Source organism: Pseudoxanthobacter sp. M-2, from assembly GCF_046156265.1.
Lineage (GTDB): Bacteria > Pseudomonadota > Alphaproteobacteria > Rhizobiales > Segnochrobactraceae > CAMDHY01.
In genome coordinates, this window is the sequence record NZ_JAWDIR010000003.1 from 102,543 (window position 1) to 118,845 (window position 16,303).

At 72.2% G+C, this 16,303-nt stretch carries 14 protein-coding genes; 7 read left to right on the top strand and 7 right to left on the bottom strand.

The annotated features are described in order from the left end of the window. Positions 1-120 precede the first annotated feature (120 nt). From dapF to RUR49_RS02350, 4 genes are all read left to right on the top strand, one after another. Positions 121-1,014 carry a diaminopimelate epimerase gene (dapF, locus tag RUR49_RS02335; protein WP_409144726.1) on the top strand — a complete coding sequence of 298 codons (894 nt, stop codon included), beginning with the start codon at positions 121-123 and terminating at the stop codon, positions 1,012-1,014. Then, on the top strand, positions 1,014-2,291 hold the full coding sequence (mtaB, locus tag RUR49_RS02340; protein WP_409144727.1) for a tRNA (N(6)-L-threonylcarbamoyladenosine(37)-C(2))-methylthiotransferase MtaB: 1,278 nt from the start codon (positions 1,014-1,016) through the stop codon (positions 2,289-2,291). The genes dapF and mtaB overlap by 1 nt, the downstream gene beginning before the upstream one ends. An 8-nt stretch (positions 2,292-2,299) precedes the next feature. Then, positions 2,300-3,550, top strand: a complete 1,251-nt coding sequence (gene ftsY / locus RUR49_RS02345; protein WP_409144728.1) for a signal recognition particle-docking protein FtsY — start codon at positions 2,300-2,302, stop codon at positions 3,548-3,550. Between the two features lie 150 nt (positions 3,551-3,700). Beyond that, positions 3,701-4,456 carry an SDR family NAD(P)-dependent oxidoreductase gene (locus RUR49_RS02350; protein WP_409144729.1) on the top strand — a complete coding sequence of 252 codons (756 nt, stop codon included), beginning with the start codon at positions 3,701-3,703 and terminating at the stop codon, positions 4,454-4,456. A 10-nt stretch (positions 4,457-4,466) separates the two neighbouring features. On the opposite strand, the gene recF is transcribed toward RUR49_RS02350, so the two are convergent. From recF to rpsT, 5 genes are all read right to left on the bottom strand, one after another. Further along, positions 4,467-5,609, bottom strand: coding sequence for a DNA replication/repair protein RecF (recF, locus tag RUR49_RS02355; protein WP_409144730.1), 1,143 nt, complete (start codon positions 5,607-5,609; stop codon positions 4,467-4,469). After that, positions 5,606-6,724: a DNA polymerase III subunit beta gene (gene dnaN, locus RUR49_RS02360; protein ID WP_409144731.1), complete on the bottom strand. Its 1,119-nt coding sequence runs from the start codon at positions 6,722-6,724 to the stop codon at positions 5,606-5,608. Before dnaN ends, recF begins: the two co-directional genes overlap by 4 nt. 140 nt (positions 6,725-6,864) lie before the next feature. Next, the gene (gene dnaA, locus RUR49_RS02365; protein WP_409144732.1) at positions 6,865-8,535 is read right to left on the bottom strand and encodes a chromosomal replication initiator protein DnaA; all 1,671 of its coding nucleotides are present in this window, start codon (positions 8,533-8,535) and stop codon (positions 6,865-6,867) included. Positions 8,536-8,687: 152 nt separating this feature from the next. Continuing rightward, entirely contained in the window at positions 8,688-9,134 is a 447-nt protein-coding gene (locus tag RUR49_RS02370) for a rhodanese-like domain-containing protein (RefSeq protein WP_409144733.1), read from the bottom strand. A gap of 990 nt (positions 9,135-10,124) precedes the next feature. Continuing rightward, positions 10,125-10,394 carry a 30S ribosomal protein S20 gene (gene rpsT / locus RUR49_RS02375; RefSeq protein WP_409144734.1) on the bottom strand — a complete coding sequence of 90 codons (270 nt, stop codon included), beginning with the start codon at positions 10,392-10,394 and terminating at the stop codon, positions 10,125-10,127. A 291-nt stretch (positions 10,395-10,685) separates the two neighbouring features. On the opposite strand from rpsT, the gene rplS reads away from it, so the two are divergent. The 3 genes from rplS (at position 10,686) to RUR49_RS02390 (ending at position 14,962) form a co-directional block, all read left to right on the top strand. Beyond that, on the top strand, positions 10,686-11,105 hold the full coding sequence (gene rplS, locus RUR49_RS02380; protein ID WP_409144735.1) for a 50S ribosomal protein L19: 420 nt from the start codon (positions 10,686-10,688) through the stop codon (positions 11,103-11,105). A gap of 125 nt (positions 11,106-11,230) precedes the next feature. Further along, positions 11,231-12,445, top strand: coding sequence for a multidrug effflux MFS transporter (locus RUR49_RS02385; protein WP_409144736.1), 1,215 nt, complete (start codon positions 11,231-11,233; stop codon positions 12,443-12,445). A gap of 132 nt (positions 12,446-12,577) precedes the next feature. Continuing rightward, the gene (locus RUR49_RS02390; protein ID WP_409144737.1) at positions 12,578-14,962 is read left to right on the top strand and encodes an ATP-dependent helicase; all 2,385 of its coding nucleotides are present in this window, start codon (positions 12,578-12,580) and stop codon (positions 14,960-14,962) included. A 34-nt stretch (positions 14,963-14,996) separates the two neighbouring features. Here RUR49_RS02390 and RUR49_RS02395 read toward each other — a convergent pair whose 3' ends face one another. Together RUR49_RS02395 and RUR49_RS02400 are read right to left on the bottom strand one after the other, a co-directional pair. After that, a complete protein-coding gene (locus RUR49_RS02395; RefSeq protein WP_409144738.1) occupies positions 14,997-15,770 on the bottom strand; it encodes a glutamine amidotransferase in 774 nt (257 codons plus the stop codon). Beyond that, complete coding sequence (locus RUR49_RS02400) at positions 15,767-16,282, bottom strand: TerB family tellurite resistance protein (RefSeq protein ID WP_409144739.1); 516 nt, start codon at positions 16,280-16,282, stop codon at positions 15,767-15,769. The genes RUR49_RS02395 and RUR49_RS02400 overlap by 4 nt, the downstream gene beginning before the upstream one ends. Positions 16,283-16,303: the final 21 nt, after the last annotated feature.

A 16,303-nucleotide genomic window follows, 5' to 3' on the forward strand; every position in this document is an offset into this window, starting at 1 on the left:
CCGGCCCGCCTTCGGCCATATAGACCGCAGGGCGACCGTGCAACCGATCGACCGCGGCACCGGCCGCGTCGCGGCGTCGCCGCCCTGTGATCCCGACACCCGGACAGGCCGGAACCAGCGATGGGCGACCGCCTCCCCGTCTTCAAGATGAACGGCATCGGCAACCGCATCGCGGTGGTCGACCTGCGCGCGCACCTTCGCGCCGGCGGGACGCCGCTGACCGAGGCCGAGGCGCGCACCCTCGCCGGGCCGTCGCGCGGGCTCGGCTTCGACCAGCTGATGGCCCTGCACCCCGGCCGCGACGGCGCCGACGTCGTCATCGCCATCCACAATTCCGACGGCACGCCCGCCGGCGCCTGCGGCAACGGCATGCGCTGCGTCGCCGACGTGCTGTTCGCCGAGACCGACGCCGACCGGCTCGTCGCCGAGACGACCGCCGGTGCGCTGGCGATGACCCGCGGGCCGCGGCCGCTCACCTACACGATCGACATGGGCCCCGCCCGCTTCGGCTGGGCGGACGTGCCGCTCGCCCACGCCGTCTCCGATACGGGTGCCGTGGACGTACCCCTCGGCGTTGACGACGCGGCCCTGCTCGGGCCGGCCGCCTGCGCCAGCATGGGCAATCCGCATGCGGTGTTCTGGGTGAGCGACCCGCAGGCGATCGACCTTGCCCGCCTCGGGCCGATGATCGAGACGCACCCGCTGTTTCCCGACCGCGTCAACGTCTCGTTCGTGCGCGTCGACGGTCCGGACGCGGTGACGGCGCGCGTCTGGGAGCGCGGCGCCGGGGCGACGCTCGCCTGCGGCTCGGCCGCCTGCGCCATCGCGGCGCTAGCCGCCCGCAGCGGCCGCACTGGGCCGTCGGTGCGGGTGTCGCTTCCCGGCGGCAATCTCGACATCGAGGTCCGCCCCCACGACGGCCACATCCTGATGACCGGCCTCGTCGAGACGGAGGCCGTCGGCAGCATCGACCGCGACACGCTTACCGTCGACCTCGGCCGGGCGGCCGCCTGATGGGCGTCTCCGTCCTCACCTTCGGCTGCCGGCTGAACACGGCCGAGTCCGAGGTCATCCGCCGCGAGGCGGAGGCGGCCGGCATCGGTGAGGCGATCGTCGTCAACACCTGCGCCGTCACCGGCGAGGCGGTGCGCCAGGCGCGCCAGGCGATCCGCCGCGCCCGCCGCGAGAACCCCGGCGCCCGCATCGTCGTCACCGGCTGCGCCGCCCAGATCGAGCCCGCCACGTTCGCCGGCATGGACGAGGTCGACCTCGTGCTCGGCAATGCCGAGAAGCTCTCGGGCGCGTCGTGGCGGAAGGTGGCCGGGCCGGACTTCGGTCTCGCGGGCGCCGAGAAGGTGCTCGTCGACGACATCATGAGCGTGCGCGAGACCGCCGCGCACCTGATTGACGGGCTGGACGGACGGACGCGCGCGTTCGTGCAGGTGCAGAACGGCTGCGACCACCGCTGCACCTTCTGCATCATCCCGTTCGGCCGCGGCCCGTCGCGCTCGGTGCCGATGGGCGCCGTCGTCGAGGAGGTGCGCCGCATCGCTCTCGCCGGCACGGCCGAGGTGGTGCTGACCGGCGTCGACCTCACCGCCTACGGATCGGATTTGCCCGGCACGCCGCGGCTCGGCGACCTCGTCGCGAGGATCCTCAAGCTCGTGCCGGAGCTGCCGCGGCTCAGGATCTCCTCGATCGATTCCGTCGAGGCCGATCCGGCGCTGTTGCGCGCCATCGCCGACGAGGAGCGGCTGATGCCGCACTTGCACCTGTCGCTGCAGGCCGGCGACGACATGATCCTGAAGCGCATGAAGCGGCGGCACCTCACCGCCGATGCGGTGCGCTTTTGTGAGGAAGCGCGGCGGCTTCGACCGGACATGGTGTTCGGCGCCGACCTGATCGCCGGCTTCCCCACCGAGACGGAGGCGATGTTCGCCAATACGCTCGCTCACGTCGACGATTGCGGGCTGACGTTCCTGCACGTCTTCCCGTTCTCCGCCCGCCCCGGCGTGCCGGCCGCCCGCATGCCGCAGGTGCCGGGCGACGTCGCCCGCGAGCGCGCCCGCCTGCTGCGCGAGCGCGGCGCGGCACGGCTCGCCGCCCACCTCGCCGGCGAGGTCGGCCACCGCCGGCAGGTACTGGTGGAGACGGACGGCGTCGGCCGGACGGAACACTTCGCGCCCACCCTCATTCCCGGTGGGCGCGCCGGCGAGATCCTCGCCGCCCGCATCACCGGTCACGGCGGCGGCCGGCTGATCGCCGAGGCCCTGTTGGCCGAAGCCGCCTGAAGGACACGATGAGCGAACCCCGCAAGCCCGGCCTGTTCGGCCGCCTGTTCGGCTTCGGCGAGACGCCGCCGCCGGCGCCCGAGACACCGGTCCCGGAGACGACGAAGGCGGAACCGTTCGCACCGGCCGCGGAGGCGCCGGCCGCTGAGGCGCCGCCGGCCACGCCAGAACCCGTCGCCGGCCCGGCTGCGGATGAAGCGCAGTCATCGCGCGAGGTCCCGCCCGCCGAGCCCGCCCCGCAACCGCCGCCGGTCGAGCCCCCCCCTCCGACCCCCGCGCCCGCCCGCCCCTTCTTCGCAGCACCGGCCCCGCCGCCGGCGCCTCAGCCCGAGGCGCCGAAGGAGAGCTGGATCGCCCGCCTCGGCAAGGGGCTGAAGCGCTCGTCCTCGGCCTTCGGCGACAAGCTCGGGGCGCTGTTCACCAAGCGCAAGCTCGACACCGCCACCCTCGATGACCTCGAGGACCTGCTGATCGAGAGTGATCTCGGCGTCGACACCGCGGCGGCGATCGTCGCCCGCGTCTCCGCCGGGCGCTACGAGAAGGGCATCGGCGAGGACGACGTCCGCGCCATCCTCGCGGAGGAAGTCTCCGCCCGCCTGATGCCGGTAGCCAAACCCCTCGTCATCGACCCGGCGCGCAAGCCGCACGTGGTGCTGGTCGTCGGCGTCAACGGCTCCGGCAAGACGACGACGATCGGCAAGGTCGCCGCACGCCTGCGCCGCGAGGGCAAGTCGGTGATGCTCGCCGCCGGCGACACCTTCCGCGCTGCGGCGATCGAGCAGCTGAAGATCTGGGGCGAGCGCACCGGCTCGGCCGTGGTGGCGCGGCCGCAGGGCTCGGACGCCTCGGCGCTCGTCTTCGACGCGTTCAAGGAGGCGACGGCCGCCGGCGTCGACGTGCTCCTGATCGACACCGCCGGGCGCCTGCAGAACCGCACGGAGCTGATGGCCGAGCTCGAGAAGGTGATCCGCGTCATCCGCAAGCAGGACGCCAGCGCGCCGCACGACGTGCTGCTCGTTCTCGACGCAACGACGGGGCAGAACGCCCTGCAGCAGGTGGAGATCTTCGGCCGCATGGCCGGCGTCACCGGCCTCGCGATGACCAAGCTCGACGGCACGGCACGCGGCGGCATCCTCGTGGCGATCGCCACCAAGCACAAGATTCCCGTGCACTTCATCGGCGTCGGCGAGGGCGTCGACGACCTCGCCCCCTTCGACGCCGCCGACTTCGCCAGCGCCATCGCCGGCGTCGAGAAGTAGGCGCGGCGCCGGCCGTCAGGCCGCGGATCGCCTGATCGCGCGCGATTGACGGCGGCTGCCGTGGGGCGCAGCCTCTCCCCCGACAGAAGGGCCGCACCCGGACGAGCTCCGCGGGAAGCGGCGCCCGCGTTCGATCGAGGGAGGAGCGGCATGGCGGCGTCCGACAGGTCCGTGTTCGTCACCGGGGGTGCCGCCGGCATCGGCGCTGCCGCCGTGGCGGCCTTCGTCCGCGACGGCCGAAGGGTCGGCTTGCTCGACACCGACATTTCCGCCGGCCGGGCGCTGGAAGAGCGCTTCGGGCGCGACAGCTGCCGCTTCTTCGCCGGCGACGTCCGCCGGGGCGCCGACCTTGGCACGGCGGTGAAGGCGACCGAGGCGGCGTTCGGGCCGCTCGGCGTCGTCTTCGCCAACGCCGGCATCCACCGCTTCAACTCGATCCTCGACATCACCGACGCCGACCTCGACCTCGTCGTCGACGTCAACATCAAGGGCACGGTGAAGACCCTCGCCGCCACCGTGCCGCGGCTGGTGGCGGCCGGCGGTGGCGCGGTCGTCATCAACGCCTCCGACCAGGCGCTGATCGGCAAGCGCAACTCGCTCGTCTACGGGCTGACCAAGGGGGCGCTCGGGCAGATGACGAAGAGCCTCGCCCTCGACCTCGCCCCGCACGGCATCCGCGTCAACGCCGTCTGCCCCGGCACGACGCGCACCCCGCTCACCGACGCGATCTTCGACCGCATGACCGATCCCGCGGCCGCCTGGGCGGCGGAGGCGGCGACCTATCCGGCCGGTCGCGTCGGTACGCCCGAGGACGTGGCGGAGCTCGTCGTCTTCCTGGCCTCGGACAGTGCTGGCTTCATCACCGGCTCGCTGCACTCCGTCGACGGCGGCCTCACCGCCGGCTGAAGCGCGTCCGTCAGGCCGGCACGACGGTTCCGGCTGCGACCGTGAAGCGCTGAGCAGGCTCGCCGACCAGCTCAAACAGGGTGGCGTCCGTGCCGGTCATGAAGACCTGGGCGCCGAGGCGCGACAGCCTGGCGAACAGGCCGCCGCGCCGGCGGGCGTCGAGATGGGCCGCGACCTCGTCGAGCAGCAGCAGCGGCGTGCGGCCGGTGAGCGCCGCGACGAGTTCGGCATGCGCCAGCACCAGCCCGATCAGCAGCGCCTTCTGCTCGCCGGTCGACGACAGCGCCGCCGGCATCGCCTTCTCGCGATGGCTGACGAGAAGGTCCGAGCGATGCGGGCCGTCGAGGGTGCGGCCGGCGGCGCGGTCGCGGGCGCGGCCGGCGCGCAAGGCCGCGCGCAGACCGTCCTCCACCGCGGTGGCGGGACGGGCGGCGAGGTCGTCGTCGATCTCGCCGGCGAGCGCCAGCACCGCGACGGGGAAGTCGGCGCCGTCGGCGGCGGCCGCGAGCCGCTCGAGGCAGCCGACCACCTCGCGGCGGGCGGCGGCGACGGCGACGCCGGTCTCGGCGAGCTGCGTCTCCACCGCGTCGAGCCAGCGCGCTTCGGCCCCCTGCTCGAGCAGGCGGTTGCGCTCCGTCATCGCCCGCTCGTAGGCCGCCACGCGCGCCGCGTGGCCGGCGTCGACGGCAAGCACCAGGCGGTCGAGGAAGCGGCGGCGGTCGCCGGGCGGGCCGGTGAACAGCCCGTCCATCGCCGGCGTCAGCCAGAGCACGGAGAGGAGGCGCGACAGCGTCTCGGCGGTGGCGTCCTGGCCGTCGACGCGGACGCGACGGGCCCGGCCGAGATCGCCCTCGACGAGACCAGTGCCGATCGCCGTCTCGCCGTCAGCGCCCTCGAGCGTGGCGGCCACCGCCCAGGCGCCGGACGAGCCGCGCCGCGCCACCGCCTCGTTGGCGGCGCGCCGGAAGCCGCGGCCGGGCGAGAGGAACGAGACAGCCTCGAGGAGATTGGTCTTGCCGGCGCCGTTGTCGCCGACGAGCACCACCGCGCCGGGGCCGAGCCCCAGCACCAGACGGCCGTAGTTGCGGAAATCGGTGAGCCGCAGCGTCGACAGGAACGGCGCAGCCGTGCCGGGCCGGACGGTCTCCGTCACACCCGCATCGGCATGAGCACGAAGAGCGCGCTCTCGTCGCCGCCGTCCTGGATCAGTGTCGGCGAACCCGGGTCGGCGAGGCGGAAGCGCATCGTGCCGCTGCCGATCTGGTCGGCGATGTCGAGCAGGTACTTGGCGTTGAAGCCGATCTCCAGCGCCTCGTCCTCGTAGTCGGCGGGAAGCTCTTCCGTGGCCGAGCCGGAGTCCGGGTTGTTGACGGCGAGCACCAGCTTGCCCTCGGAGATCGACAGCTTCACAGCCCGGCCGCGCTCGCTCGACACCGTCGAGACGCGGTCGACCGCAGTCTTGAAGTCGTCGCGCTCGACGGCGAGTTCCTTGTCGTTGCCCTGCGGGATGACGCGGGCATAGTCGGGGAACGTGCCGTCGATCAGCTTCGAGGTCAGCACCACCGTGCCGATCGAGATGCGCAGCTTCGCCTCCGACAGCTCCACCAAGGCGGTCGCCTCGGGGTCGTCGATGAGGTTCTTGATCTCGCCCACCGTCTTGCGCGGCACGATGACGCCCGGCATGCCGGCCGAGCCTTCCGGCGCGGCGATGTCGGCCTGGGCGAGGCGGTGGCCGTCGGTGGCGACGGCGCGCAGCGTCGGCCCGCCGCGGCCGTCGAGGGTGTGGAGATAGATGCCGTTCAGATAGTAGCGCGTCTCCTCGGTGGAGATCGCGAACTGGGTGCGGTCGATCAGCCGCCTGAGGTCGGCCGCCTTCATCTCGAAGCGGTGGGTGAACGGCCCGGCAGTGATGTCGGGGAAATCCGTCTCCGGCAGCATCTGCAGGCTGAAGCGCGAGCGGCCGGAGCGGATCGACAGGTTCGCCCCGTCGGGCGCCGTCTCAAGCGAGACCTGGGCGCCGTCCGGCAGCTTGCGGACGATGTCGTGCAGCAGGTGGGCCGGCACGGTGGTGGCGCCGGGCTGCTCGACCACCGCCGGTGTCGTCTCGGTGATCTCGAGGTCGAGGTCGGTCGCCTTCAGGCGCACCTCGCCGCCGTCGGCGCGCACCAGCACGTTGGAGAGGATCGGGATGGTGTTGCGACGCTCGACGACACGGTGCACGTGCGAGAGCGTCTTCAGCAGGTGAGCCCGCTCCAGGGTCGCGCGCATCGATGTCGGTCCGTCTTCTGGGTCAAGAAAAGGGACCGGCGCCGAGGACCAGCGCCGGGGGCGCCGAACCTGCCCGCTGACGACGCCGGATGCAAGGGGCGGCGTGGCGGGCGATCGGCCGACCCGGCGGAAACCGCCGCTCAGCGCGACGGCTCGTCCTCGATCTGGCGCTTCAGGAGCTCGATGTCGTCGGCGAGACGGGTGTCCGTCTTGGCGAGCTCGTCGATCTTGCGCACGGCGTGCAGCACCGTGGTGTGGTCGCGGCCGCCGAAGCGCCGGCCGATCTCCGGCAGCGAGCGCGGCGTCAGCACCTTGGCGAGATACATGGCGATCTGTCGCGGCCGGACGATCGCCTGGGTGCGCCGGGCGGAGACGAGATCGGTCTTCGGGATCGAGTAGTGGCGGGCGACGACGCGCTGGATGTCCTCGATGCGGACGCGCCGGGCCTCGCGCTGCTTCAGCAGGTCGCGCAGCACCGTCTCGGCCATCTCGATCGAGATCGGCGCGCCGGTCAGCTGGTTGTGGGCGACGAGGCGGTTCGCCGCGCCCTCGAGATCGCGCCCGTTGGTGGCGACGGCGCGGGCGACGAAGTCGATCACCGCCTCCGGCACCTCGACACCGGGGAAGGCGACGCGCTGGGCGGCGAGGCGCTGGGCGAGGATGCGCCGGCGCAGCTCTGCATCCGGCGGCATCAGTTCCACCAGCAGACCGCCGGCGAGGCGCGAGCGCACCCGCGCGTCGAGGGACTCGAGCTCGCTCGGCGGCCGGTCGCCGGCGACCACCACCTGGCGGGCGCCGTCGATCAGGGCGTTGAGGGTGTGGCAGAACTCGGCCTGGCTGCGGTCGCCCTGCAGGAACTGCATGTCGTCGATGATCAGGAGGTCGATCTCGCGCAGCGCGTCCTTGAAGTTCAGCGCCGTGTGGGCCTGCAAGGCGGCGACGAAGCGGTACACGAAGTGCTCGGCGGTGAGATAGAGCACCCGCCGGCCGCCGTTGCGCTGCGCCTCGCCGGCGATCGCCTGCAGGAGGTGCGTCTTGCCGAAGCCGACCGGCGCCTGCACGAACAAGGGGTTGAACGGCACCGCCTCGCCCGGACGGGCGCCGGCGACCTGCCGGGCGGCGGCGAGCGCCAGCGCATTCGTGCGCCCTTCCAGGAACGTGTCGAAGGTGAAGCGCGGGTCGAGCGGCGAGCCGGCGAGGGCGGACTCGCGTCCCCCGTCGCTGCGACCCGTGTCGGCGCGGCCACCGTCGTAGCGGCTGCCCTCGGAACGGGCGGCCGGCCGGGCGGAGCCACCGGTGCCTGACGTCGTCCGGCGCTGACCGTCGGAGCGGCGGGGCTCCGGCGCCGGCGCGCGCACCGCCACCGCCGCCGTCGGGGCGGCGACGGCACGGCCGCGGCCGGCGGTGCGCACGGCGATGTCGACACGCCGCACGCTGCCGCTCTCCACCCGCCAGAGCTCGGTGAGGCGGTCGCCGTAGTTTCCGTGAATCCACTGCTTGAGGAAGCGCGTCGGGACCGACAGGCGCAGCGCCGCGGCGTCGCAGTCCTCGAAATCGAGGCGAGCGAACCAGCTCGAGAACACCGCCTCGCCGAACTCGGCCCGGAGCCGTGCCTTGACGCGGTTCCAGATCTCGGCGGCGGGCTCCCCGGCGGGGGCCGCCTCAGCCGGGACCTCGGCGGAGGCGCCGTCGAGGGGGGCCTCGCCGCCGACGCTCCGGGCTTCGGACGCCGCGTCCTCCGGCACCGAGACCGGTCCCATCGCGCCCAGCGCCTCTCCGTCGTCCGATCCGTCGTCTGCGAAGCTGTCCATCGTCGCCCTCGTCGCCACCGGCCCGTCCGCCGGTTCCGTCCCGTCTTCGATCGTGCTCTTCCCCCACACCCTCGCCGGCCCGTCACCGGGCCGGGTCACCGATCCCCTCCACCAGTCGTCCCTCTGGGCGGCAGCCGCCGCACGCCGTGGCATCAGCTTTGCGCCCACGGAAGACCGCGGGCCTTCCAGCCGTCGACGCCGCCCCGGTGGCCCTCCGGGTCGAGCGGTCCCTCGAAGCCGTTCTCGATGTTGAAGGCCCGTGCGAAGCCGGCCGCGGTCAGCGCGATCGCCGCCGAGCGGCTGCGCACCCCGGACCGGCAGAGCAGCACCACCGGTGCATCCTTCGGCACGCCGTGATCGTCGAAGTGGCGCTCGACGGTGGCGACGAAGTCCGGCCGCGGGCCAGCCGAGGGGAACCCCTGCCACTCGACGAGCAGCGCCTGCTTGCCGAGCGGACGCAGATCCGGGGTGCCGACGAAGTTCCACTCCGCGACGGTGCGGACGTCGACCAGCATCGCCTTCGGATCGCCGGCGAGCAGGTCCCAGGCCTCATCCGGCGATATGTCGCCGGCATAGGAGTTCGCTGCGTCAGCAGGCATAGTTGTTCCCCCGCGGTGCCGGGCACCGCCGTCTTGCCAAGGATGGAAAGTGAGGTTTTCGTCGCGAGGGACGTACGAAAGGCGCTCGCTAAAGTCTAGTCCCTGCGTTCAGTTCGGTGCGCATCTGGAAATTTCCTAATTTTGCTTAGGTTTCTGGACACCTGAACGCGAACAAATTGACTGCTCCGCCCAAAGTAGGCGTTGCAATTGGACTCAATGTTTGATGAGCCGGGAGGCGCGCCCCCGATGGCTTCGAAAATACACAGAGGGGGGTGGTGCCGCAACAGAATGAATCGCCCCGCGACGGCCTCGCACACCCCCTCACCGCCCAGCTGGGCCACCCTGGACGCGGTGGTCGCCGGGCAAAACGTGCAGACTCAAAGCCTTGCCATAATTGCCCTGCGGGAGAGTCGCCGGAGCACCGGAAGGTAAAAAAAATATTAGCCGGAAGCCTTGACTCGCCCCGCCGGGCGGCGGGCCTCGCCGGGCATGCGGGACCTGTCGCTAACGCCTTGCGGCGCCGCCTTTTTTCGAGTCAGCTCGAAAGCCGGCGAAGCACTGTGTGGCGCCTCGGCAAAGCTTAGCCACCTTTGCCTGTGGACGGCCGTGGACGGGGGCGTTCGGCCCTTGACTGGGGGCCCCGGCCCGGCTTAGCGCGCGCCCGATCCCGCCTCGTTAGGAGCCGTCTCCGTCGCCCGTCCGGGACCCCCCGCGACGCCTCCGTCCTGCCCTGTGCGCCCGGCGGGACGTGTGGCCAAGGAAGCGAGCCTGGACGCGCCCGCGCGTCCCGTGCGACGCGCCCCGGACCGTCCGGCGTCATCCGCCACTCTCGAGGCCGCGAACGCAAAAAGGCCCGGCGCGGGCCGGGCCTTGTTTTGGCTTCAGTGCCACATTCGCCGGGCGTCACGTCGCGTCGGCGACAACCCGGCATGCGGCCTCGACAGGGCAGGCAGCGACCGGACGTCGGGCGTCCGGTCGGAGAGCGCCGTGTCAGGCGGCGGCGATCGACTTCACGCGGGCGGAGAGCCGCGACACCTTGCGGGAGGCGGTGTTCTTGTGGACGATCCCCTTGGACGCGGCGCGCATCAGCTCGGGCTCGGCAGCCGCCAGGGCAGTCTTCGCGGCAGTCTGGTCGCCGGAGGCGATCGCCTCCTCGACCTTGCGCAGGAAGGTGCGCACGCGGCTGCGACGGCCCCGATTCTTCTCGGTGCGGGCCTCGATCTTGCGGGCCATCTTCTTGGCCGAGGACGTGTTCGCCATGGTGATCCGGTGTCTCTGCGGTCAGGGGGTGCGGACAGGACTTGGCCCGGACGCACGCCGAATGCATAAGGGGGCAGCCACCGGCCGCCGTCGGCGCGGTCTATAGCGGCACCGGCCACGGGCGTCAATCCGCACGACATCGAGCCGTCACATCGGAATCGACAAGCCTGTCGGATTCGTATAATGGCTCGCCCAGCTTTTTTCCAGTGATCGCATGCTGCCTCGGAAAACGTACGGACGACGCGGTCCGGGCGGGTGTGGCGTCCGGCGGCGAGTGAAGAGACGACAGTCATGAACATCATCGACGAGATCAATAAAGAGCAGATGGCGGTGGTCACCGCCAAGCGCACCCTCCCGGCGTTCGCCCCCGGCGACACCGTGAAGGTGAACGTGCGCGTCACCGAAGGCACCCGCACCCGCGTGCAGGCCTATGAGGGCGTCTGCATCGCCCGCGGCGGCGCCGGGCTCAACGAGAGCTTCACGGTCCGCAAGATCTCCTACGGCGAGGGCGTCGAGCGCGTCTTCCCGATCTACTCGCCGATGATCGAGTCCGTCGATCTGGTGCGGCGCGGCAAGGTGCGGCGCGCCAAGCTCTATTATCTGCGCGGCCTGACCGGCAAGGCGGCCCGCATCGTCGAGAAGCGCGACAGCCGCGGCAAGACCGCGAACCTCGCCGCCAAGGCCGCTGCCCCGGTCGCCGCCGCCGAGTGAGCGGACGGCGCGCCGCGGCCTGAGGCCGCGGCGGCAGCGACGATGCGGCGAAGATTGTCGCAAGGCTTTCAGGCACCCCGCCTCTCCGGCGCGGGTGCCTTCCCTTTTCCGGACGAGGGTGTGCGGTGCTGAGGCCGGGCTCGATCGCGCTCACCGTCCTGCTCGCGCTCTTGACGGCGATCGGTCCGCTGTCGACCGACATGTACCTGCCGTCGCTGCCGCGCATCGTCGACGACTTCGGCTCGTCGATCGCCCGCGTGCAGCTGACGCTGTCGGTCTTCCTCGTCGGCTTCGCCACCGGCATGCTCGTCTACGGGCCGCTGGCCGACCGCTACGGCCGGCGTCCCATCCTGATCGCCGGCCTGACGATCCTGCTCGTCGGCACGCTCGCCTGCGCGATCGCCCCCACCGTCGAGACGCTGATCGCCGGCCGCTTCATCCAGGCGCTCGGCGGCGCCGGCCCGGTGATCCTCGCCCGCTCGATCGTCCGCGACCTCTATGACGGCCCGCGCGCCGGCCAGGAGCTCGCCCGCATGGGCGCCATCATGGGGGTCGTGCCGGCGATCGCGCCGACCATCGGCGGCCTGCTCGACGGCATCGGCGGCTGGCGCTCCTCGTTCGTGTTCACCCTCGCCTTCGCCGGCTTCCTCGCCTTCGTGGCGGTGACGCGGCTGCCGGAGACGCGCGGCGGCGATCCGACGGTCAGGCTGTCGCCGGCCGGCATCGCGCGCGATTTCGGCGCGATCTTGCGCTCCGGCGCCTTCCGCGCCAACGTGGCGATCCTGTGCGCCGTCTATGCCGGGCTGTTCGCCTACATCTCCGGCTCCTCCTTCGTGCTGCAGGACCACTACGCCCTCGGGCCGCTCGGCTTCGGTCTCGCCTTCGGCGCCGGCGCGGTCGCCTTCACCGCCGGCTCGCTCGCCGGGCAGCGCATCGTCATGCGGCTCGGGATGTCGCGGGTGATGGGGCTCGGCACCGCGATGACGGCGCTGGGCGGCGCGCTGATGCTCGTCGCCACCCTCGCCGGCTCCGGCCACCCGACCGAGATCTTCGTGCCGATGATGGTCTATCTCGCCGGCCTCGGACTGGCGCTGCCGCAGGCGACGGCCGCGGCGATCGTGCCGTTTCCGCAGCGGGCCGGCAGCGCGTCGTCGCTGATGGGCTTCCTGCAGATGGTCGCCGGCGCCATCACCGGCATCGCCGTCGGCGTCTCCGTCGAGGCGGCCTGGTGGTCGCTGCCGGTCTATGTCGCCGCCCTCGGCTTCGCCGCCTTCGCGCTCTGGGCGACCACCCGCCGCGTCCGCGCGGCCTTGCCGGACCGCCGGCCCCCGTCCATCTGAGACGGGAACCGCGCAGGCTCCGGGCCGGCACTCCGCGGCGAGCCCGCCGCCACACCGCCGCTCGCATTTCCTGTATTCTCGGGCACCCCGGCGAATCGCCGCCGCCCGCTCCTCGGCGAAAGGCCGTCCACGATGGCGTCACCCGCTGGCCGCGTGCCCCGCGTCCCAGACGACCCCCGCTTCCTGGAGACGGCGCCGCCGGTCCCGAAGGCGGGCGGCATCGCCGCCCGTGCGCTCGGCGCCGGCGCGCCGCGCTATCTCGACGGCCTCAACCCCGAGCAGCGCCGGGCGGTGGAGACGCTCGACGGCCCCGTGCTGGTGCTCGCCGGCGCCGGCACCGGCAAGACGCGCGTGCTCACCACCCGCATCGCCCACATCCTGGCGACCGGCCGCGCCGCCCCCTACCAGATCCTCGCCGTCACCTTCACCAACAAGGCGGCGCGCGAGATGCGCCACCGCATCGCCGCCCTGATCGGCCCCTCCGCCGAGGGGATGAGCTGGCTCGGCACCTTCCACTCGATCGGCACGCGCATCCTTCGCCGCAACGCCGAGCTCGTCGGCCTCCGGCCGGACTTCACCATCCTCGACACCGACGACCAGCTCAGGCTGATGAAGCAGCTGCTGCAGGCCGACGGCATCGACGAGAAGCGCTGGCCGGCGCGCCAGCTCGCCAACCTCATCGACGGCTGGAAGAACCGCGGCCTGTTGCCGCCTGCCGTGCCGCAGGGCGAGGGCCGGGCGTTCGCCGGCGGCAAGGGCCAGGCGCTCTACGCCGCCTACCAGGACCGCCTGAAGACGCTCAACGCCACCGACTTCGGCGACCTGCTGGTGCTGCCGATCGAGGTGTTCCGCGCCCATCCGGACGTCCTCGCCGACTACCAGCGGCGCTTCCGCTACATGCTCGTCGACGAGTACCAGGACACCAACACGGCGCAGTATCTCTGGCTCCGCCTGCTCGCCCAGGGGCAGTCGAACCTCTGCTGCGTCGGCGACGACGACCAGTCGATCTATGGCTGGCGCGGCGCCGACGTCGACAACATCCTGCGCTTCGAGCACGACTTCCCCGGCGCCGCCGTCATCCGGCTGGAGCGTAACTACCGCTCGACCGCGCCGATCCTGGCGAGCGCCTCCCACCTCATCGCCAACAACAAGGGCCGCCTCGGCAAGACGCTGTTCACCGAGATCGTCGACGCCGACGCCGAGAAGGTCACCGTCGCCTCGGCCTGGGATTCCCAGGAGGAGGCGCGCGCCATCGGCGAGGAGATCGAGAGCCTGCAGCGCAAGGGCCACTCGCTGGACGAGATGGCGATCCTCGTCCGCGCCTCCTTCCAGATGCGCGAGTTCGAAGACCGCTTCGTCACCCTCGGCCTCGCCTACCGGGTCGTCGGCGGCCCGCGCTTCTACGAGCGTGCCGAGATCCGCGACGCGCTCGCCTACCTGCGCTGCACCGCCCAGCCGGCCGACGACCTCGCCTTCGAGCGCATCGTCAACACGCCGAAGCGCGGCCTCGGCGACGCCACCGTCCGCCTGCTGCACGATACCGCCCGCGACCGCCGCGTGCCGCTGATGCAGGCGGCCGCCGAGATCGTCGAGACCGAGGAGCTGAAGCCGAAGGCGCGCTCGACGCTGCGCGACCTCTTGTCCTCGTTCGCGCGCTGGCGGGCGGCGCTCGAGCGGATGCCGCACGGGGAACTGGCAGAAATCGTGCTGGACGAGTCCGGTTACACCGAGATGTGGCGGCAGGACCGCTCGCCGGACGCCCCGGGCCGGCTCGAGAACCTGAAGGAACTCGTCCGCGCCATGCAGGACTTCGAGAGCCTGCAGGCCTTCCTTGAGCACATCGCGCTCGTCGTCGACACCGACAGCGAGGCCGGCGTCCAGGCGGTGACGCTGATGACGCTGCACGCGGCGAAGGGGCTCGAGTTCGACACCGTCTTCCTGCCCGGCTGGGAGGAAGGGCTGTTCCCGCACCAGCGGGCGCTCGACGAATCCGGCCAGGCCGGCCTCGAGGAGGAGCGGCGCCTCGCCTATGTCGGGCTGACGCGGGCCCGCAAGCGCGCCCTCGTCTGGTTCGCTTCCAACCGCCGCATCCACGGCCTGTGGAACGCCTCGATCCCGTCGCGTTTCCTCGACGAGTTGCCGGCCGACCATGTCGAGGTGCGCGAGCAGGGCGGCACCGGCGGCTATGGCGGCTATGGCCAGAGCCGCTTCGACCGCATGGAGCCGTTCCAGTCGTCGCGCTACACGACCCCGGGCTGGGAGCGGGCGCGGGCACGGACCGGCGAGGCGGCCGCGAGTGGCACCCGGCCGGCGCCGGTGCGCCTCATCGAGGGCGAGATCGTCGCCCGTTCGGTGATCGAGGAAGCCGCGAAGTTCGCCGTCGGGACGCGGGTCTTCCACCAGAAGTTCGGCTACGGGAAGGTGCTCTCGGTCGACGGCAACAAGGTGCGGGTCGCCTTCGAGAAGGCCGGCCCCGAGCCGAAGAAGGTGCTGGACTCGTTCCTCAGCCTGCCGTGAGCCGCCCCCGCCGCTGAGCCGGGTCGGCGCCCGCTCAGTCCGGCGTCGTCGGCTGGTGCCCCGGCGCCCCGTCGGCGCGGCCGATCCAGTGGTCGAGGAAGCGCTCCAGCCACTCGCGCACCGCCGCGTCGTAGAGCAGGCGGTCGGCGAAGTGGACGGGCCGCGGCTGCGCCCCCGGCAGCCGCAGGCGCTCGTGGCCGATCGTCGTCCAGCGGTGCACCATGGCGAGCGTCAGCTCGGGGTGGAACTGCACGCCATAGGCCTTCGGGCCGACGCGGATCGCCTGGTTGGGAAACGGCCCGCCGCCGCTCGCCAGGAGGTCGGCGCCCTCCGGCAGGTCGAAGCCCTCGCGGTGCCACTGGTAGACGCGGCGCGGCCATTCGAAGGTGGCAGCACCCGCCTCCGTCGGTTCGATCGGGAAGTAGCCGATCTCGACCAGCCCCTCCGGGTGGCCGTAGACGCGGGCGCCGAGGTGGCGGGCGAGCATCTGCGCGCCGAGGCAGATGCCGAGATAGGGCGCCTCCTCCTTCAACGGCACCGCATGCCAGTCGATCTCGCGGCGGATGTAGGCGTCGGTATCGTTGGCGCTCATCGGCCCGCCGAACACCACGGCGCCGGCGTGCTCGTCGAGGCTCGCCGGCAGCGTGTCGCCGAAGCGCGGGCGGCGGACGTCGAGATGGAAGCCGCGCGCCTGCAGCGCCTTGCCGACGCGGCCGGGCGTCGACTGCTCCTGGTGGAGCACGATCAGCACTCGCGCCGGACGCCCGGTCGCCGGGAAGTCCCGCATCTCCGCCGAGGGCACGCTCATGGCTGGCCTTCGGTCTCCCCGTCCCGGGCGGTGTCGGGCTGGGCGACCTCGGCGTCGGCGCCGTGGCGGTGGGCGGCGCCGCGCTTCAGCTCGATGCGGTCGCGGCTCGAGACGCCGAGCAGTTCGGCGACGCGCCAGACGGTGTTGTCCTCGAATTCGGAGACGTTGCCGTCGGCGAAGACGGTCTCCCACATCATCTCGATGACGCGCTTGCGGCCGTCCTCGTCGAGGCTGCGCTTCAGGACCGAGGTGAAGCCGTAGAGGTCGACCGCCTCGTCGTCGCGCCGGCTCGCCTCCGCGACGAGGGACTCGGTGTCGCTCTCCGACAGGCCGTAGCGCTCGCTCAGCACGGTGCGCAGCGCCGCCTTCTCGGCATCGGTGACGACGCCGTCGACGGAAACGATGTGGACGAGCAGCGCGGCGACGGCGAGGCGCTGATCGTCCTCGGCGAAGGACTTGCGCGGCGCATCGCCGGAGAGCTCGGCGAAAAGCTCGCGAATGGCGGCCAGCATGGACTAGGAACCCTGTTCTCG